18 protein-coding genes are annotated in these 17,035 nt (G+C 61.4%); 12 read left to right on the forward strand and 6 right to left on the reverse strand.

Annotation, left to right across the window (positions count from 1 at the left end; translation table 11 throughout):
• Positions 1 to 149 precede the first annotated feature (149 nt).
• The 7 genes from E0L37_RS07975 to E0L37_RS08000 are packed head-to-tail and all read left to right on the forward strand — an operon-like array spanning position 150 to position 6,710.
• Complete coding sequence (locus E0L37_RS07975; RefSeq protein ID WP_133491224.1) at positions 150 to 1,121, forward strand: DUF523 and DUF1722 domain-containing protein; 972 nt, start codon at positions 150 to 152, stop codon at positions 1,119 to 1,121.
• Entirely contained in the window at positions 1,118 to 2,002 is an 885-nt protein-coding gene (locus E0L37_RS07980; protein WP_133491225.1) for a MerR family transcriptional regulator, read from the forward strand. Before E0L37_RS07975 ends, E0L37_RS07980 begins: the two co-directional genes overlap by 4 nt.
• Positions 1,980 to 3,425, forward strand: coding sequence for a deoxyribodipyrimidine photo-lyase (locus tag E0L37_RS07985; RefSeq protein WP_133491226.1), 1,446 nt, complete (start codon positions 1,980 to 1,982; stop codon positions 3,423 to 3,425). Before E0L37_RS07980 ends, E0L37_RS07985 begins: the two co-directional genes overlap by 23 nt.
• Complete coding sequence (locus E0L37_RS07990; RefSeq protein WP_240687440.1) at positions 3,422 to 4,294, forward strand: NAD(P)/FAD-dependent oxidoreductase; 873 nt, start codon at positions 3,422 to 3,424, stop codon at positions 4,292 to 4,294. Before E0L37_RS07985 ends, E0L37_RS07990 begins: the two co-directional genes overlap by 4 nt.
• Positions 4,272 to 4,688 carry a hypothetical protein gene (locus tag E0L37_RS21750; RefSeq protein ID WP_240687441.1) on the forward strand — a complete coding sequence of 139 codons (417 nt, stop codon included), beginning with the start codon at positions 4,272 to 4,274 and terminating at the stop codon, positions 4,686 to 4,688. Before E0L37_RS07990 ends, E0L37_RS21750 begins: the two co-directional genes overlap by 23 nt.
• Positions 4,685 to 5,470: a DUF1365 domain-containing protein gene (locus E0L37_RS07995; RefSeq protein WP_133491227.1), complete on the forward strand. Its 786-nt coding sequence runs from the start codon at positions 4,685 to 4,687 to the stop codon at positions 5,468 to 5,470. Before E0L37_RS21750 ends, E0L37_RS07995 begins: the two co-directional genes overlap by 4 nt.
• Positions 5,454 to 6,710, forward strand: coding sequence for a cyclopropane-fatty-acyl-phospholipid synthase family protein (locus tag E0L37_RS08000; protein ID WP_133491228.1), 1,257 nt, complete (start codon positions 5,454 to 5,456; stop codon positions 6,708 to 6,710). The genes E0L37_RS07995 and E0L37_RS08000 overlap by 17 nt, the downstream gene beginning before the upstream one ends.
• Before the next feature lie 81 nt (positions 6,711 to 6,791).
• On the opposite strand, the gene E0L37_RS08005 is transcribed toward E0L37_RS08000, so the two are convergent.
• Entirely contained in the window at positions 6,792 to 7,352 is a 561-nt protein-coding gene (locus tag E0L37_RS08005) for a nuclear transport factor 2 family protein (protein WP_240687442.1), read from the reverse strand.
• Between the two features lie 156 nt (positions 7,353 to 7,508).
• Between E0L37_RS08005 and E0L37_RS08010 the strand changes: the two genes are divergently transcribed.
• The 4 genes from E0L37_RS08010 to E0L37_RS08025 are packed head-to-tail and all read left to right on the forward strand — an operon-like array spanning position 7,509 to position 11,029.
• Positions 7,509 to 7,985, forward strand: a complete 477-nt coding sequence (locus E0L37_RS08010) for a DUF2878 domain-containing protein (protein WP_133491229.1) — start codon at positions 7,509 to 7,511, stop codon at positions 7,983 to 7,985.
• Positions 7,982 to 8,758 (forward strand): DUF1295 domain-containing protein, encoded by a 777-nt coding sequence (locus tag E0L37_RS08015; RefSeq protein ID WP_133491230.1) that lies wholly within the window; start codon positions 7,982 to 7,984, stop codon positions 8,756 to 8,758. Before E0L37_RS08010 ends, E0L37_RS08015 begins: the two co-directional genes overlap by 4 nt.
• Positions 8,755 to 9,729: a cyclopropane-fatty-acyl-phospholipid synthase family protein gene (locus E0L37_RS08020; RefSeq protein ID WP_205655591.1), complete on the forward strand. Its 975-nt coding sequence runs from the start codon at positions 8,755 to 8,757 to the stop codon at positions 9,727 to 9,729. Before E0L37_RS08015 ends, E0L37_RS08020 begins: the two co-directional genes overlap by 4 nt.
• A 37-nt stretch (positions 9,730 to 9,766) precedes the next feature.
• On the forward strand, positions 9,767 to 11,029 hold the full coding sequence (locus tag E0L37_RS08025; protein WP_133491231.1) for a HAMP domain-containing sensor histidine kinase: 1,263 nt from the start codon (positions 9,767 to 9,769) through the stop codon (positions 11,027 to 11,029).
• A gap of 7 nt (positions 11,030 to 11,036) precedes the next feature.
• Here the strand turns inward: E0L37_RS08025 and E0L37_RS08030 are convergent, their stop codons facing one another.
• Complete coding sequence (locus E0L37_RS08030) at positions 11,037 to 11,735, reverse strand: response regulator transcription factor (RefSeq protein ID WP_133491232.1); 699 nt, start codon at positions 11,733 to 11,735, stop codon at positions 11,037 to 11,039.
• Positions 11,736 to 11,899: 164 nt separating this feature from the next.
• On the opposite strand from E0L37_RS08030, the gene E0L37_RS08035 reads away from it, so the two are divergent.
• Entirely contained in the window at positions 11,900 to 12,481 is a 582-nt protein-coding gene (locus E0L37_RS08035; protein ID WP_133491233.1) for a GNAT family N-acetyltransferase, read from the forward strand.
• On the opposite strand, the gene E0L37_RS08040 is transcribed toward E0L37_RS08035, so the two are convergent.
• The 4 genes from E0L37_RS08040 to E0L37_RS08055 all read right to left on the reverse strand — a co-directional run bounded on the left by E0L37_RS08040 (position 12,457) and on the right by E0L37_RS08055 (position 17,029).
• Positions 12,457 to 13,731, reverse strand: a complete 1,275-nt coding sequence (locus E0L37_RS08040) for an MFS transporter (protein WP_133491234.1) — start codon at positions 13,729 to 13,731, stop codon at positions 12,457 to 12,459. The genes E0L37_RS08035 and E0L37_RS08040 overlap by 25 nt on opposite strands.
• Before the next feature lie 78 nt (positions 13,732 to 13,809).
• Complete coding sequence (locus E0L37_RS08045; RefSeq protein ID WP_133491235.1) at positions 13,810 to 14,613, reverse strand: crotonase/enoyl-CoA hydratase family protein; 804 nt, start codon at positions 14,611 to 14,613, stop codon at positions 13,810 to 13,812.
• Between the two features lie 206 nt (positions 14,614 to 14,819).
• Positions 14,820 to 15,968 carry an acyl-CoA dehydrogenase family protein gene (locus tag E0L37_RS08050; RefSeq protein WP_133491236.1) on the reverse strand — a complete coding sequence of 383 codons (1,149 nt, stop codon included), beginning with the start codon at positions 15,966 to 15,968 and terminating at the stop codon, positions 14,820 to 14,822.
• Positions 15,965 to 17,029 (reverse strand): acyl-CoA dehydrogenase family protein, encoded by a 1,065-nt coding sequence (locus E0L37_RS08055; RefSeq protein ID WP_133491237.1) that lies wholly within the window; start codon positions 17,027 to 17,029, stop codon positions 15,965 to 15,967. The genes E0L37_RS08050 and E0L37_RS08055 overlap by 4 nt, the downstream gene beginning before the upstream one ends.
• Positions 17,030 to 17,035 lie beyond the last annotated feature (6 nt).

Consider the following 17,035-nt stretch of genomic DNA (forward strand, 5'->3'; position numbering starts at 1 on the left):
TGCCACCGGCGCCGCCCCGAGTATGACTCCCGATGCCAGTCTGACGCGGTAGCGTTCACTGATCTTCACGGCGCCTTCATCGCCGCTCGCTGAAACTTGTACAAAACGGCATTCTTGTACAGATCAAAGAACGCGAATGGAGCCTGGCCATGACCGCGCATCCGGTAATCACCAAAGATTCACGCATCCCCGTGGGGATCAGCGCCTGCCTGCTGGGCAGTCCGGTACGGCACGATGGCGGGCATAAGCACTCCCGTTACTGCACGGAGGTGTTGGACCGCTACTTCCAGTTTCATCCCCTGTGCCTGGAGATGGGCGCCGGCCTGCCCGCGCCTCGTCAGGCTATGCGGCTGGTGGAAATCGATGGCGGGATCCGGTTGTGCGCCACGCATGGGGAAAAGGATTTCACCGCGCTGATGCACGGTTTTATCGATCAGGGGCTGGAACGTCTCGCGCACCTCCGAGGGTTCGTATTGATGGCCAAGTCGCCAAGTTGCGGCATGGAACGGGTCCGCGTCTATCGCGCTGATGGTGAGGTGGCGAGGCGGGACGCCAGCGGGCTGTTCGCGTCGGCGTTGGCGCGCCGGTTTCCCCTGATGCCACTGGAGGAGGAAGGGCGCCTAAACGACGATGGCCTGCGGGAAAACTTCGTTGAGCGGGTATTCGTGTATGACGACTGGTGTCGTTTGCGGGAGAACGGGGTGACCGCGGAAGGGTTGTTGGCCTTCCACCGCCGCCACAAGTTCCAGTTGCTGGCGCACTGCCAGGCCACCTACCGGCGGATGGGCCCGTTGTTGTCCGACCTCAAGCGCCGGCCTCTGCCGGTGATTGCCGACGAATACATCGCCCGGGTGATGCCGGCGTTGGCGCGGCGGGTGTCACGGGGCAGCCACGTCAACACCATGCTGCACTTGACCGGCTTTCTGCGCGAGGGACTGAGTACCGAGGACCGCCGCCTGATTCATCAGCAGATCGAGGCTTACCAGCGTGAAGAAGTGCCTCTGGTCGTACCGATGACGATGCTGCGGAGCGCTCAGAGCAAAGTGGAGCAGCCTTATCTGGCGACCCAGGAATATTTGTGTCCGTATCCGGATGCCCTGGGATTGAGGAACCGTTTATGAGCACGGAAGAGACCCTGACCATCCAGGAGGTTGGCCAACGTTGCGGTGTGAACCCGGTGACGCTGCGGGCCTGGGAACGGCGTTATGGACTGATCCGTCCCGCCCGGACCGAGCGGGGCCATCGCCGGTATGTTGAAGCGGATGTCGCTCGTATCCACTCTATCCTCGCCTGGCTGGATCGCGGGCTGCCGATCAGTCAGGTGTGTGCTGTTCTGGAACAGGGAACGCCCCCGGAGGCGGCGAGCGGCCCTTGGCGCCAGGCCATGGAGGAGGCCTGGTCCGCTCTGGATGACCTCAATGTTCGCCGATTGGAACAGTTATTCCGGCGGCTGACCGGCGACTACCCGCTGGAGAAGGTGGTGAGCGGCTGGTGCGAGCCATTGCGGTCGCACCTGCGAACGCCGGGTCGTCTCGCCGCGCGTACGCTGTTTGACAGCTTTTTGCGACTGAAGCTGTCCGGCCCTCTGTTGGCGGCCACGCCCAGTCGCCGTCAACACGGATGGTTGGTGATGGCGGTGGGCGACCCCCTGCCGGGGATGCTTCAGGCCGCGCTTTCGGAAGTGCCGGTATGGAGTGTGATGTTGCCGGTGGCGGGGACGGAACTGGGGACCTGGCTGAACCATCCCCGTCTGGATGGCCTGCTATGGGTGCTCGGGGAACACCCGGTAAGACGTCAGAGTGCCAGGTGGTGGCCGAAGCGCACACCGGGTTTCGGGCCGGCTCTGTGGTGCTGTGGCCCGGCTCTGACTTCGGAATTATCGACACCGGAATGGTTGGCCCGCTGTCCGGGAGATTTCGCCGAAGTGGCCCAGGCAATGAGGGATTGGTCGACGACCATGGCGGCGAGGAGGGGAGACGATGCGTCTGATTTGGTTCCGTAACGATTTGCGCTGTCACAGCCACACGCCCCTGCTGCGGGCGTTGGCGGCGGGTGAACCGGCGCTGGCGTTGTATGTATTGTGCCCGTTGCAGTGGGACCGGCATGAGGTGGCGCCGCTGCGCCGCTGGTATGTGCTGGAGAGTCTGCTGGAATTGGGGAAGACGCTGGCATCGCGCGGCGTGGATCTGCATGTGGTCGACGGGGGGGACTTCGAGGATGCGGTGGTGGCGGTAACGAATTTCGTCCGCGAACACGGCATTACCGATGTGTTTTGCAATCGCGAATACCCGTTGAATGAGCTGAACCGGGATCGAGCGGTGGCGTATGAATTGGAGAAGGATGGCGTCCGTATTCATGGTTTCGACGACGGGGTTCTGGTACCGCCCAGAGCCTTGAATACCGGTAAAGGCACTCCTTACACGGTTTTCACCGCGTACAAACGACGCTGGGACCGTTGGATGGAGGAAAACGGCCCACGAGTGCCGGAGGTGCCGTGCTGGCCGGCACGGCGGGGTCGTTTTGCCGGGCGCGGCAGGGTGGAGGCGGCATTATCGGAACTGTCGCTTGGGCAGGCATTGAGGGCGCAGTGGCAGCCGGGAGAAGACGCCGCCGCCCGGCAATTGTCGGCATTCGTTAAGTGGCACATCGAAGATTACAAAAGACTGCGCGACCGGCCGGCGGAGACGGCCACCAGTGAACTGTCAACGGCATTGTCCGCTGGCACCCTGGCGCCGGCGGAGGCCTGGCGGGCGGCGCGAATGGCGATGCAGGACCCGGTGGCCAGGGAAGGCGCGGCGACCTGGATCGGTGAGCTGGCCTGGCGGGATTTTTACCGGCAAATCCTGCACCGGTTTCCGGCATTGGCGAAGGGGGCCCCGTTCCGCCCGGAAACGCGATTTCTGCGTTGGAACGATAACGAAGCCCATTTTGACGCCTGGTGTGAGGGCCGCACCGGCTATCCGCTGGTGGACGCGGCGATGCGGCAACTGGTCAGCACCGGATGGATGCATAACCGTTTGCGCATGCTGGCCGCCATGTTTCTGACCAAGCATCTGTTTATCGATTGGCGAAAGGGGGAGCGGTTCTTCATGCGACATTTGATCGACGGGGATTTCGCCGCCAACAACGGTGGCTGGCAATGGAGCGCGTCCACCGGTACCGACGCGGCGCCGTATTTCAGGGTTTTCAGCCCGGTCCGACAAAGCCGTCGGTTCGACCCGGAAGGGCGCTTTATCGCACGCTATGTCACCGAGTTGGCGGAGCTCGATAACGAGACCATCCATGAGCCCTGGAAGCAGCCGTTGTTGACCGGAGACTATCCGCCGCCGCTGGTGCCGCACGAAGGGGTCAAGCAGCGGGTGGAAACAGCGTTTCGCGCCGCGCGTGACGCCTGGCATCGGCAGGCCGGAGAGCAGGGGGCATGAGTCAGCGTATCGCCATTGTCGGCGGTGGCATAGCCGGGTTGACCGCGGCCTGGTATCTCGGCGCCCGTCATCAGGTCACGGTGTTCGAGGCCGAAGCGCAACTGGGCGGGCACACCTATACCGTGGATGTGCGCCGCGAACATGGCGATTACGCCGTGGATATGGGGTTCATTGTCTTCAATGACCGTACCTACCCGAACTTTGAAAGCTTGCTGACGCTGTTGGGAGTAGGGCGCCAACCGACCCGCATGGGGTTCGCGGTGTCCGATGCACGTACCGGGCTGGAATACTGTGGCGATGGTCTGTCGGGCTTCTTCGCTCAGCGCGCCAACCTGGCCCGTCCGCGGCATTGGCGATTGTTGCGTGACATCCTGCGTTTCAATCGCGATGCCCCGGCTCTGTTGACCGAACCCGGTGGCGAGCAACCGCTTGGGATGTTTTTGCGGGAAGGCGGTTACAGCGATGCCTTTCGGCGGCATTACATTCTGCCCATGGGCGGTGCTATCTGGTCCTGCTCACTGGCGCAGATGGAGGCGTTTCCCGCTCGTTTTTTCGTGGGCTTTTTTCAACATCACGGCCTGTTGACGTTACGTGACCGGCCTCAGTGGTACGTTATCCCCGGGGGCTCCCGCGGCTATTGTGCGGGCGTTGCGTTCAACCTGTCCGGCGCACTGGGTTACCGGGCGCGCGGTGATCTCGGTGCGCCGCGATGCCGCTGGTGTGAATCTGACGCTGGCGGGGGAAGAAAAGCCGCGCCGTTTCGATCAGGTGATCCTGGCATGTCACAGCGACCAGGTTTCGGAAATACTGGAGGACGCGGACCCGCTGGAAAGAGAGTGTCTGGGGGTGTTGCCTTATCAGTCCAATGATGTGGTTCTGCATACCGACACCCGCCTGCTGCCACGCCGCCGGCGTGCCTGGTCCAGCTGGAACGCCATGCTGGGCAAGGCCGATGAGACTCAGCCGGTACAAGTGACTTACAACATGAACCTGCTGCAGGGGCTGACATCCCCGGAGACATTCTGTGTAACGCTGAATGCGGGGGACCGGATTCGCGAGGAGAAAGTGCTACACCGCCGCACCTTTCGCCATCCTTTGTTCACCCCGGCGGGGCTCGCCGCGCGTCAGCGTCTTTTGCAGCGCAACGGCGAACGGCGAACCTGGTTCTGCGGCGCCTGGTGCCGCAACGGATTCCATGAGGACGGGGTGGTGTCCGCCCTGAACGTGGTTGACGGGTTTGAGCGTTCCGGGGGAAGTTCGTGATTCCGGATTTCGCTCTGGCCCGCGGACACGTCTGGCATTGCCGCCGGACGCCGGTGGTGCATTCGTTCCGCTACCCGCTGTGGTTGGTGTGGTGCAATGTGGACGAGCCTGACCGGTTGCTGCGGAGGCAGAAACTGTGGGGGCGGCGTTGGCGCCTGGTGACGTTCCGGGACCGGGATTTCATCGATGGCCGGGACCGGCCGCTGGGGGAAAAAGTCCGCCAGCAGGCCCGGGAGCATGGACTCGACTGGTCGTCGGGCCGGATTTGTATGTTGGGACAATGGCGTACCTTCGGTGCTTTGTTCAATCCGTTGGTGCTGTATATGCACTTTCCTCCCGGCGCCGATTATCCCTCGGCGATGCTGGCGGAAGTGAGGAATACGCCCTGGCATGAGCGGCATTTCTATGCGTTGCCGCTGGCGTGGACAGAACAGGGGCTGACGGCCTCCCACGCCAAGACGTTTCATGTTTCCCCGTTTCTTCCCATGGCGCTGCGCTACCACTGGTACCTTCACGCGCTGTTTCCCGACCTTCGCTTAACGTTGGAGGACCATGACGGCGATCAGCTGGTGTTCTCCGCCGGCCTGAACATGCGAATGACCAACGCGGATCCCGGCGCCATGGCGAGAATCGTCTGTCGCTTTGGCGCTCAGAGTTTGAAAACCATGGCGGGGATTTACTGGCAAGCCTGGAGATTGTGGCGAAAAGGCGTGCCGTTTCATGCCCATCCCGGGCGAGGTGAGTCGAGAGGAGGGGACAACGGCCATGATGGACGGGGATAAAGCTCTGGTAATGCGGCATCCGACCTGGCTGCAAGGGGTGGCGCGTAAGCTGGTGCATAAGCGGCTGGCGGCCCTGCCTGTCGGCGGCCTGTCTCTTTATGAGCCGGACGGTACTCAGGTACGCTTCGGCGACGGCGCCGCCAGTCTGCGGATCGCTGATTGGGACTGCTACAGACGAATGGTGACCGGAGGTGCTCTGGGGGCAGCCGAAGCCTATATGGACGGAGGCTGGGACAGTCCCGATCTGGTGGCGGTGATGCGTTATTTCGCTGCGAATATAGAAGCAATGCGGTCCTTGGAGGGCGGCGCTGCACTATTGGTCAAACCGCTACTGAAGGTCCTGCATTCCGCCCATCGTAATTCCGTGAACGGCTCGCGCCGTAACATCGCCGCTCATTACGACCTGGGCAATGAGTTTTTCGCTCTTTTTCTGGATGCGCGGATGATGTATTCCAGCGCCATCTATCCCGGCCCGGAGGTGGACCTGGAAACCGCCTCGGTGCATAAACTGGATCTGATCTGCCGCCGCCTGCGTTTGTCCGAAGGTATGCACCTGCTGGAGATCGGTACCGGCTGGGGTGGGCTGGCGATCCACGCAGCCCGTCATCATGGTGTTCGGGTAACAACCACGACCCTCTCCCGCGAGCAGGCACGATACGCCCGCGAGAAAATCAAAACGGCCGGTCTGGACCACCGTATCGAGGTGCTGGAGCGCGATTATCGGGAACTGAGCGGTGTTTACGATCGAGTGGTTTCGGTGGAGATGGTCGAGGCGGTGGGGCATCAATACCTGGACGGATACTTCGACATTCTGAATAGCCGGCTCAAACCGGATGGCATGTTGCTGCTACAAGCGATCACGGTGCCCGACCAACGTTATGAGTATGCGCGGGATAACGTCGATTTTATAAAGCGGTATATTTTTCCCGGCGGTTTTCTGCCATCGGTAACGGTAATGAGTGACACTCTGCGTCGTCGTACTCGTCTGGTTCCCGTGGCGCTGCATGATATCGGTCATGATTATGCGCGTACTCTGGGGCACTGGCGGCAGAGATTTGTTTCCGCTTTGCCCAGGATCAGGGAGATGGGATTTGATGAGCGCTTCTGCCGAATGTGGGACTACTATCTTTGCTATTGCCAGGGGGCTTTTCTGGAAAGAGCTATCAGTACCGTCCATCTTCTGGCAGTCGGGCCGTGCTATCGGGGTGACATGATCCGCCTGGGCTTGGAACACCGATAAAGTCGGTATCGGGCTCTTCAACGTAGACCCGAGGCGGCGGCGTGGCGCCAGTGTTCCGCCGACACCGGAAGAGACGCCCTATCAGGGATGCTGCCGCAGCATTCGGGTCACGGGGCCGATGATGGGAAGATGCTGATCCAGACCCTGGCTGCTGTCCCAGAAATCCTGATGGAAGATCACCTGGCCTTGCCGGTTAAAACGCAGTTGCGAGATGCCAATGGTACGTGAGCCGCGTTCCCGGCCGAGAACCGTAAAGCGGGTTTCCATGATCCATTGCAGGAAAACATCATCGTCGTCCCGCCAGATCTTACGGATGCGCAGCCGCATTTCATTAAGTCGTTCGGCGGTTTTCAACATATGCGCCTTCAACTCGTCACGCTGGTAGAACGTGGCCAGAGTATCGTTGAAGTAAATCCGTTCCGCGTAGACCTCATCCAGATGGGCGCGCAGATAGTGGGCGTCGATCGGGGAATAGAGCGCGATAAAACGTTCCAGTGCCCCTGCCGGCACGGGCGTTACACCGCGTTGCTGTTCAAGGGCGTGCTCATAGAGGTGTGAATAACCCGGTGAATCCGGGCTATGGGCACAACCGGCGGCGGCCAGCAACGATACCGTGGCCATGGACCAAAAAAGGCGTTTCATGGGGTTCTCCTCAATACCAGTGGCTACAATTTCACGACGGTTGTGAATCCGTTGTGAGCCTGGTTCACAGGCCGTTGACGAGACACGGAGGATGCTGCGGTGTATGAATCGTGTTGTCGCCGCCACTGTGGCTAATTTCGTAGGATTTCAGGTGCTATGGCGGTGGCGGTGATCGGATCCGCGCGCCAATGGGTGGTGCCGGCATGGAGCGTGGTGGTGATAATGCTGGCGGTGCTGTGGACGCTGGAGCGGAACTGGCGTGCGGATCTGAGATTGTTGGTGGCCGGTGCATTGTGCTGTGTTCTGGTGGAGCCGTTTTTGATGTTCACGGGAGTGCTGCACTACGTGACAGGCGGCGGAACCTGGTGGCCGCCGTCATGGATATGGAGTCTGTGGTTGGGTTTCGCGGTGAGCTTTAATTATTCGCTGGCCTGGTTACGGCGCCGGCCGCGGTGGGCTGCCGTTGTCGGGGCGATGGGTGGTGTGTTTTCGGTAACCGCGGGGATTCGTTTCGGTGCGGCGAGCGCACCGCTGGGCTGGATGCCGATGGCGCTATGCTATGCGCCGATCTGGGCGGTAATTGTGCCGTTTCTGGCCTCCTTGTCGCGGCGTGAAAGGAAGGAAACACGATGATCTCCGGTGTTCTGATTGTCAGTCTGGTTCTGTTGTTATTGGCTTTTACCATGGCGTGGTGGGTTCAGCGGCTGACCGGGAACGCGGGTTGGGTGGACGTGGCCTGGAGTATGGGAACGGGTCTGACCGGATTGTCCTATCTCATTGCCGGAAGTGGTGAAGGGTTGCCGAGGTTGGTGGCGGGGGCTTTGTTGTTGGTCTGGGCGACCCGCCTTGGTGGCCACATTTTCAAGCGGGTGACCAACGAGAAGCAGGAAGACGGCCGTTACCGGGCGATGCGTGAACGACTGGGGCGTGGCGCGCAGCCTGTGTTCCTCCTGGTGTTCTGGGCTCAGGCCGGATTGGCCTGGGTGTTCGCCTTGCCGTTCCATGTTATTGCCAGCCAGTCGCTATTCCACCCGATAACGATGACCGCGGGCATCGCCATCGGGCTGGTGGCGATCTGTGGAGAGGCGTTGTCTGATCATCAACTGGCGCGCTTCAAGGCACGAGACGACAGTCACGGGCGAACCTGCCGTGACGGCCTGTGGCGATACTCACGGCACCCCAACTATTTTTTTGAGTGGTTGCATTGGTTCAGCTATCCACTGATCGCCGTTGGTGCGAAAGGTGGCGTCTGGCTGTGGGGCCTGCCGGTACTGATGCTGCTGTTTCTCTGGTTCGTCACTGGCATTCCCTATACCGAGAAGCAGGCGCTGAAATCCCGTGGCGCGGATTACCGTGATTACCAACGTACCACCAGTCCGTTTATCCCCTGGAGATCCGCCTCATGATGATTCGTCTGGCTGAATCCGGCTTGTTGCCTGACAGACTGGTCCGCCAAGGTATTCGTTACTTGCTTGGCAAACGTCTGCGGCGGGAACCGCCCCGCCGAACCGAACAGCGTCAACTGCTCGACACACTCTCCGGCGGCCCGGTGGCGGTGGCACAGGGAGAAGCCAATGAACAGCACTACGAGGTGGATGCTCGCTTCTATTCGCGGATTCTTGGACGGCATCTTAAATACTCCAGCGGATACTGGGCGGATGGCGTGGACGATCTGACCGAGGCGGAGGAAGCAATGCTGTCACTCTCCTGCGAAAGGGCGAAGCTCAGTGATGGTCAGGAGGTACTTGAGTTGGGTTGCGGCTGGGGATCGCTTTCCCTGTGGATGGCCGACCGCTACCCGCGCAGCCATATTACCGCGGTCAGCAATTCAAACTCGCAACGGCAATGGATTCTGGCCCGGGCCAAGGCGCGGGGACTGGATAATCTTCGTGTCATCACTGCGGATGTGACCGTGTTCCAACCGGATCGGAACTTTGATCGCGTGGTCTCGGTGGAGATGTTTGAACACATGCGTAATCATCGTGAGCTGACCCGCCGTATTCACCATTGGTTGAAGCCCGGTGGCAAGCTGTTCGTGCACATATTCTGCCATCGGCAGCTGACATATCTTTTCGAAACGGAGGGTGATGCCAACTGGATGGGGCGTTACTTCTTTACCGGCGGGGTCATGCCGTCCTTCGATTGGCTGCCCCGTTGTACCGATCGGCTCAACCTGGAACAGTCCTGGGCCATAAATGGCCGCCACTATGGTCGTACCCTCGAAGCCTGGTTGGAAGCAACGGATCGCCAACGGGAAGAGTTGATTCCACTACTGGATGAACTATACGGCGGCAATGAAGGGGTGATCTGGCTACAGCGTTGGCGGATGTTTTTCATGGCCTGCGCCGAACTGTTCAACTATGGTGAAGGCAAGTAATGGTTCGTTGGCCATTATTTGTTCTGTCGGGACCAAGATGACACGTAAAGGGGTTCAGCACCGGCTCACTCGGGTTTTTCTGATACAGATTCTGTTTATCAGCACGGCCACGGTGCTGGGAGTCTGGGCCACGGCGAAAATCATTGAAAACGTGTTGGTCAAGGAAGCCCTGATGCAGGAGGCCGAGCACTATTGGCGGCTCTATCAGCAAGATCCGGGTTCCGCCCGTCCCAACACTCGCCACCTGCTCGGGCTGCTGGTGGATGAGCGGATCCGGGATCCGGTGCCCGAGGTGCTGAGATCATTGCCCGATGGTTATCAGAGAGTGACGCTGGATGGCGAACAGCCGCTGATCTATATCGAGCATAATGGTGAGGCCCGGCTCTATCTGATTTTCGATGAACAGAGGGTTTCCGCCCTGGCGTTCATGTTTGGCATCCTGCCTTTGACCGGCGTATTGCTGGTGATTTACCTGACCTCCTTTCTGGGTTGGAGGAAGTCCAGAGCGTTAGTGTCGCCGCTGGTTCGATTGTCGGAAACACTGCGTCATACCAATGTGCTTGATCCGCAGCAGGCACGGCCGGATTTTTCCCAGGTGGAAGCGGAGCCGGGCAGCGAAGCCTCGGTGTTGATCGCCGCGCTGGATGCTTATGCGGACCGTCTGCTGCGTTTTGTTGAACGGGAACGGCAGTTCACCCGGGATGCCAGTCATGAGCTGCGTACGCCTCTGGCGGTGTTCCGTGCCAATCTTGAGCTGTTGGAGCGTCAGATTGGCGATCGGCCGTTGATCGGCAGGATGTCGGATACCGTCGATGACATGGAAGCGCTGGTGGAGACGTTGCTGCTGCTGGCGCGCACGGAACAGCGGCCAGTGTCGCCGGAGCCGCTGGTTGTGAACGACGTCGTGGCGAATCTGATCGATCGACTGCAACCGCTGGCGGAGCGCAAGCGGATTCAACTCCGGGTGAAGCAAAAAGCATTACTGTCACTGGAGGCGTCGGAGACCGTACTGAACATCGTCTTCACCAATCTGATCCGCAATGCCATCAATTACAGCGGCTCGGGCCGCGTTACTCTGGTCGTGGTCGATGACGCCGTGCACGTGGTGGACACCGGATCCGGAATGGATCGTGAGGAACTGGCGCGGCTATTGAAGCCGTTTGAACGCGGTGCCGCCAGTGAGGGCGGGTATGGTTTGGGACTGGCCATAGTGCAGCGCCTTTGCGAGCGTTTCGAATGGCACCTGGACGTGGCCAGCCAGCCAGGCAAAGGCACGGAAGTGCGCGTACGATTTCGTTAACCGTTTCTCAGGCGCTCTCGCTCCGCGGAGCCCGGATGCTGAAACCGACACCTGGCAAAGTCTCCATGAGGTTGTGAGCGAACGGCTTGTCCACCGCTTTGCGTAGATTGTAGAGATGACTTCTGAGTGCGTCCGAGTCCGGCACCAGGTCGCCCCAGAGTTCCTGTTCGAGCTGCTCACGGCTCACCACCTTGGGCGACTCGCGCATAAGAATGCGTAATATTCGGAACGCGGTGGGAGAGAGCTTCAGAATCTGGCCGCCGCGGCGGACTTCCTGCCGGGCAGGATCCAATTGCAGATCATCGATGGTGAGTACATTAGGGGTGACTTCGCGACGCTCCCGGCGCACCAGAACACGAATCCGCGCAACCAGCTCCGGAAGCGCGAAAGGTTTGACGATATAGTCGTCCCCACCCCGTTCGAAGCCCTCCAGCTTGTCATCGAGCTGATCCCGCGCGGTGAGAAAAATCACCGGCGTATCCAGAGCCAGATCATGGCGCAGATATTGGCAGAAACTATAACCGTCCTCGCCGGGCAGCATCACGTCGAGTATCAGGATGTCGTAATGGTGTTCCTTGACCAACGAACGAGCCAGGCTGGTGTCGCCGGCGTAGTCCACCATCGCGCCTTCCTGCTCCAGATATTCGACCACGGTTTGGGCCAGCTGGCGATGGTCCTCGACCAGAAGAACAGATAGATTCTTCACGATGTTATCTCCTTTTCGGCCACCCATTTTGCCCTTGATCGCGTCAAGGCGTTGTCAATCATCATCACGCGAATGGGTAACCGGCACCAGTGAACGGAAACCACTGTCGCGAATCACCAGGCATAAGCAAATTGCGACATTGGCTGGGCCGGGTTTCTCGTATTATGGAACAACCTCTTCTCATCGAGCAGGATTCTTCTTACAGTGCAACTTCCATTGTCTGGGACCTCGGACCCGGGCGCTGTCAGGAGGAAAGCGTTTCACACGTCATGGCCGTCATGGATAGGCACCGTCCCGTCGTTCTACGTCCGGCCCGTCGGCAGGACGCGGCGGCTATTTCCCGTTGCGTGCTGCGCGCGTATCAACATTTCGTTCCCCGCATGGGGCGCCCTCCGGCGCCGATGACCGACGACTACAATCAAGTTGTGTTGCGGAACATCGTGTGGGTGGCGGACGATGGGCTCGGTATTCAGGGTGTGGTGGAGCTGGAAGAAACCGACGTCGGGCTGCTCACAAAAAACATGGCGGTGGACCCTGATTTTCAGAAACAGGGGCTGGGCCGGAGGCTGTTGAAACAGGCCGAACAGCTGGCTCGTGATGCCGGTCATGACATGCTCTATATCTACATCAGCGAAGCCATGGTCGAGAATCTGGTGTTTTATCTTGATCACGGCTATGAAGAATGCGAGCGGCGCCTGGAGCAGGGTATTTATCGCCGGATCTATTTACGTAAGACGCTGCTCTGACCGTCCTCCACCGCGACGTCCTCAAGTCGATCCACCTGGCGTAAGACCGGAAAGCCCCACATCCACAAGCCAACCACCGCGAGTGTGCCGACGCCGCCAATTACCGCCGCCGGCACGGTACCGAACCAGGACGCGGTAATGCCCGACTCGAATTCCCCCAACTCATTGGAGGCGCCGATGAACAGCATATTCACGGCGTTGACGCGTCCCCGCATTTCATCCGGCGTGGCCAGTTGCAGCAATGTCAGCCGCACATAGACACTGATCATGTCGGCGGCGCCAGCAATGAACAGGGCAGCCAGGGATAGCCAGAATGAGGTGGACAGGGCGAACACCAGATTGGCGACGCCGAAGATCGCCACCGCCGCGAACATCACCAGGCCGGTGTGCTGGCGAATGGCGCGTACTCCCAGATACAAACCCATGACGAAAGCACCGAGGGCGATGGCGCTGCGCAGGGCACCAAGTCCCTCCGAACCCACGTGCAGGATTTCATCGGCGTAGATCGGCAGCAGTGCCACCACGCCACCGAACAAGACGGCGAACAGGTCCAGGGAGATGATGCCGAGAATCACCGGCTTATCGCGGATATAAAGAATACCGGCGGTAAAGCGTTGCCAGGAGGTGGTGTCGCCAGAATGCAGAGGGCGCTGTCGGTAGCGGATCGGCACCAGAAAAAGCATGGCCAGAGCGAACAGAAAGCAACCGAGGACCACACTGTAGGCGGTGGTGGCACCGAGCGGATAAAGGAATCCGCCCAGCATCGGCCCGCCAATGACCGCGATCTTCATGATCGAGGAATTGAGCGCGATGGCTTTGCCAAGTATGGCTTGTGGCACGATTTGCGGCAGCAGGCTTTGCAAGGTTGGGCCGGTGAAGGCGCGGGCGGCGCCGAACAGCACCAACACCACATAGAAAGGACCGGCGTGAGCCGGCGGGTTCAGGGAAAGCACGATGAGCAGAGCGCTGCACACGGCTTGCGCCGCCCAACTGGCGTGCAGGATCAGACGTCGATCAAAGCGATCCACCAGATCGCCGGCGGGCAGCAGCAACACCACCATCGGCAGGAACTGGGCCAGACCCACATAACCCAGGCTGAGCGGATCCCGGGTCAAGGCGTAAACCTGCCAGGCGACGATGATGGCCTGCACTTGCATGGCTAACGCCGCGCCCAGACGGGCGAGAACGAAAGGCACGAAGCCCGGGTGTTGATAGACGCGGGGCCCGGCGTCGGCGGAGGGAAGGGGCATCGGAGTCCGTCCAGTGACCGGCATGCGAGCCGTGCCGGGCAGGAAACGAAAAGGGCGCGCGGGCGCCCTGATCGGGGATTATTGGCCGCTGAATTTCGGGCCCCGCTTATCGATGAAAGCGGCCACGGCTTCGTCGTGGTCGTCGGTGGTGTGCGCCAGCGCCTGCATGGCGGCGGACATTTCCAGCACCGTATCCAGGCGTGAGGAACGGGCGCTCCACAGCAGGCGTTTGGTCATGCGCACCGCCTGCGGCGGATTGGCGGCGATACGCGCGGCCAGGGCGCGGGCCTCGTCCAGCAATGTGTCGTCCGCCACCACCCGGGACACCAGGCCACAGGCGAGAGCTTCCTCGGCACCGACGCGGTCGCCGGTCAGTGCCATTTCCGCCGCTTTGGAAAAGCCCACCACTCGCTGCAGCAGCCAGGCGCCGCCGTCGCCGGGAATGATCCCCAACTTGACGAAACTCTCGGCGAACCAGGCGCGCTCGCCAGCGATGCGGATGTCGCACATGCAGGCGAGATCGCAGCCCGCGCCCACCGCCGGGCCGTTGACGGCGGCGATGACCGGGACCTCGAGTTTTTCGAACGCCAGCGGAATGCGCTGAATGCCGGTTTTGTAGTTGCGCCGGGTTTTGACCGGGGCGGTGGCGTCGTTGAGGCCGCCGGCGGCGCCCATTTTTTTCACGTTGCCGCCGCTGGAGAAGGCACTGCCGGCACCGGTAAGAATCGCCACCCGGGCTTGTGGGTCCGCTTCCAGGCGCTCCAGGGCGTCCAGCAGCGCCTCGATCATGTCGGCGTCGGAAATCGGGTTGCGGTTTTCCGGGCTGTTCAGGGTCAGGGTGACGATGCCGTCGTTGATTTGATAGGTAACCAGTTCGCTCATAAAACGCTCTTCTTCGTGTGTGTGGTGGTTCGTGAACACGCAGACACGCTTACACGCAACACGCTTGCACGCCATGCTTGCCAGCCCCGAGCCAGACGGAAAGGTCTGATTGCTCGGGAAGTCAGGGCCGGATTGCGCTCTGCTTTGGCAGTAGCGTGCAAGCGTGTTGCGTGTAAGCGTGCATGCCCATGCATGTCAATCGCCTCTCAACGCAAACCCAGGCCACGCGCGATGATACCGCGCAGAATTTCCCGGGTGCCGCCTCGTAATGAAAATGCGGGTACTTGTTGCACAGCGTAGTGGAGCACCTGGAAAAAGTCCCGGTGCGCGGCGTCGGCATGGCCGGTGTCCACCAGTTGCCGGGCAATGTCCGGAATTTCCTGTTCCAGCAAGGCTCCCAGGTCCTTGACGATGGCCGCCTGCAAAGTTGGATTCTCGCCCCGCTGCAACATGCCGGCGACGCTGCGTGACAGTCGGCGCAGGCTCATTAAGTGCGCGGTGAGGCGGCCAACGGCGATGCGGGACTGATCGTCATCCCGGCCTTGCAGAGCGCGGATCAACTCGATCAGCACCCACAGAGTGGAGAGAAACCGGTCCGGGCCGCTGCGCTCGAACGCCAGTTCACTGAGCACCTGGTTCCAGCCATCGCCCATTTCGCCGATCAGGGCGTCGCGGGGAACGCGCACGTTTTCGAACACTACCTCGTTGAAATGATGCGCGCCGGACAGGTCGTGGATCGGCCGGATGGTGATACCCGGCAGGGTCAGATCGATCAGCAACTGGCTGGTGCCGCCATGGCGGTCCTCATTGTCGCGGCTGGTGCGGCAGAACAGCACCATGTAATGGGCCTCGTGGCCGTAGGTGGTCCACAACTTGGTGCCGTTGACGATGAAGCCGTCGTCCACCGGCTCGGCGTAGGTGCGGGCGGCGGCCAGGTCGGAACCGGAATCCGGCTCGCTCATGCCGATACAGAAGAAACATTCGCCACGGGTGATGCGCGGCAGGATCGCTTGCTTCTGGGCTTCGGTGCCGTAGCGCAGAAGCAGCGGACCGCTCTGCCGGTCGGCGATCCAATGCGCGGCCACTGGCGCGCCGGCGGCCAACAGTTCCTCCAGCAGCACGTAGCGTTCCAAGGCGCTGCGTTCACTGCCGCCGTACTGTTTCGGCCAGGTCAGGCCGATCCAGCCCTGCTCGCCAAGGCGGCGGCTGAAGCCGGCATCGAATCCCATCCAGGATTCGACCCGCTGAAGCGGCGCGCGGCCAGCCAGTTCGGTGGCGAGGAAGTCGCGTACCTGTTCACGGAAGCTCTCCGCCTGTTGTGATTCCGGAGGCGTCGGGAAGGACAAATCGATCATTGGCGCGCTCCTTCGGTGCTGCTGCCCAGTTCGGTGATAAAGGGCCAAAGGCCATCGGCGCCGCGCGCCAGCACCTGCTCGCCCAACCGGACCTGCCAGTAGCGTTCGCCGCCGAATTCGTCACGCCAGCTCCAAAGCCGCCGGCTGTACAGGTTGAGCCGGTATTCCCGGGTCATGCCGATGGCGCCGTGGACCTGGTGGGCGATGGCCAGTGCCTGGCCGGCGGCTTCACCGCAGCGGGCCTTGGCGGCGGCGATCAGTGACTGGCGGCGGGGATCATGGAACGCGTCCACCGCCATGTCGGCGGCCCCGGCGGCCACCGCTGCCTGGGTGGCCAGCACCGCCAGTTGCTGCTGGATCGCCTGTTGCCGGGCGATGGGTTTGCCGAATTGCACCCGTTCGCCGGCGTATTGGACGGTCATGTCGAGCACCGTGGCCAGGGCCCCGGCGATTTCCTGGCAGCGCAGCAGGGCGCCGCTTTCGAACAGCCATTCAGGGCTGAGCGTCTCGGGCAACTCGCGCACCCGCTGGTCGTTCAGCTCAAGGTCCAGGGTCAGGTCGGTGCGCGGCTGATCGGCCAGGTTGGTTCCGGGCGTTGCCGCCAGGCTGCCGGGGTCGAGCAGCAGCAGCCGGTTTTGCCGATCGTGCCGGGCGATGGTGACGATCACTTCCGCGTGTTCCGCCCAGGGGGCCGCCGGCAGCCGGCCCGTCACCCGCCAGCGGTTCTCCTCCCGGTTCAATTCCAATGGATTGCGCGGGTCCGCCACGGCAATGGTGGGGCGCCCTTCGTCGATATCGGCGCCGGCCTCGGCGAGCAGACGGTTGGCGAGCAGGGCCTCGCCGAGCGGTGCCGCCAGTGCGTATTGACCGGCCAGGCGAACCAGCGCCAGCGCATCCGCAGCCGGCAGGTCGAAGCCGCCGCGGGCCTCGTCCACCAAGGCCAGTGGCAGGCCGAGTTCGGCCACCCGCCGCCAGGCCAGATCAGCATCGTCCGGTGTGTCCCGCAGTTCGGCGAAGAGTCGTCCAGCGGTGTCCAGTAACAAGCTACGACTGTCGTCCATGGAACC

It is taken from the genome of Alcanivorax sp. 24 (genome assembly GCF_004360225.1).
GTDB classification, from domain to species: Bacteria; Pseudomonadota; Gammaproteobacteria; order Pseudomonadales; family Alcanivoracaceae; genus Alloalcanivorax; species Alloalcanivorax xiamenensis.

What these genes read in the sequence shown, in the direction of transcription:
- E0L37_RS08015 (WP_133491230.1), top strand. Translation starts at nt 7,982, where the DNA reads ATGATCTCCGGTGTTCTGATTGTCAGTCTGGTTCTGTTGTTATTGGCT.
- E0L37_RS08040 (WP_133491234.1), bottom strand. Translation starts at nt 13,731, where the DNA reads ATGCCCCTTCCCTCCGCCGACGCCGGGCCCCGCGTCTATCAACACCCG.
- E0L37_RS08045 (WP_133491235.1), bottom strand. Translation starts at nt 14,613, where the DNA reads ATGAGCGAACTGGTTACCTATCAAATCAACGACGGCATCGTCACCCTG.
- E0L37_RS07985 (WP_133491226.1), top strand. Translation starts at nt 1,980, where the DNA reads ATGCGTCTGATTTGGTTCCGTAACGATTTGCGCTGTCACAGCCACACG.
- E0L37_RS07980 (WP_133491225.1), top strand. Translation starts at nt 1,118, where the DNA reads ATGAGCACGGAAGAGACCCTGACCATCCAGGAGGTTGGCCAACGTTGC.
- E0L37_RS08020 (WP_205655591.1), top strand. Translation starts at nt 8,755, where the DNA reads ATGATGATTCGTCTGGCTGAATCCGGCTTGTTGCCTGACAGACTGGTC.
- E0L37_RS08050 (WP_133491236.1), bottom strand. Translation starts at nt 15,968, where the DNA reads ATGATCGATTTGTCCTTCCCGACGCCTCCGGAATCACAACAGGCGGAG.
- E0L37_RS07975 (WP_133491224.1), top strand. Translation starts at nt 150, where the DNA reads ATGACCGCGCATCCGGTAATCACCAAAGATTCACGCATCCCCGTGGGG.
- E0L37_RS08035 (WP_133491233.1), top strand. Translation starts at nt 11,900, where the DNA reads ATGGAACAACCTCTTCTCATCGAGCAGGATTCTTCTTACAGTGCAACT.
- E0L37_RS08010 (WP_133491229.1), top strand. Translation starts at nt 7,509, where the DNA reads ATGGCGGTGGCGGTGATCGGATCCGCGCGCCAATGGGTGGTGCCGGCA.
- E0L37_RS08005 (WP_240687442.1), bottom strand. Translation starts at nt 7,352, where the DNA reads ATGAAACGCCTTTTTTGGTCCATGGCCACGGTATCGTTGCTGGCCGCC.
- E0L37_RS07990 (WP_240687440.1), top strand. Translation starts at nt 3,422, where the DNA reads ATGAGTCAGCGTATCGCCATTGTCGGCGGTGGCATAGCCGGGTTGACC.
- E0L37_RS08025 (WP_133491231.1), top strand. Translation starts at nt 9,767, where the DNA reads ATGACACGTAAAGGGGTTCAGCACCGGCTCACTCGGGTTTTTCTGATA.
- E0L37_RS08000 (WP_133491228.1), top strand. Translation starts at nt 5,454, where the DNA reads ATGATGGACGGGGATAAAGCTCTGGTAATGCGGCATCCGACCTGGCTG.
- E0L37_RS08055 (WP_133491237.1), bottom strand. Translation starts at nt 17,029, where the DNA reads ATGGACGACAGTCGTAGCTTGTTACTGGACACCGCTGGACGACTCTTC.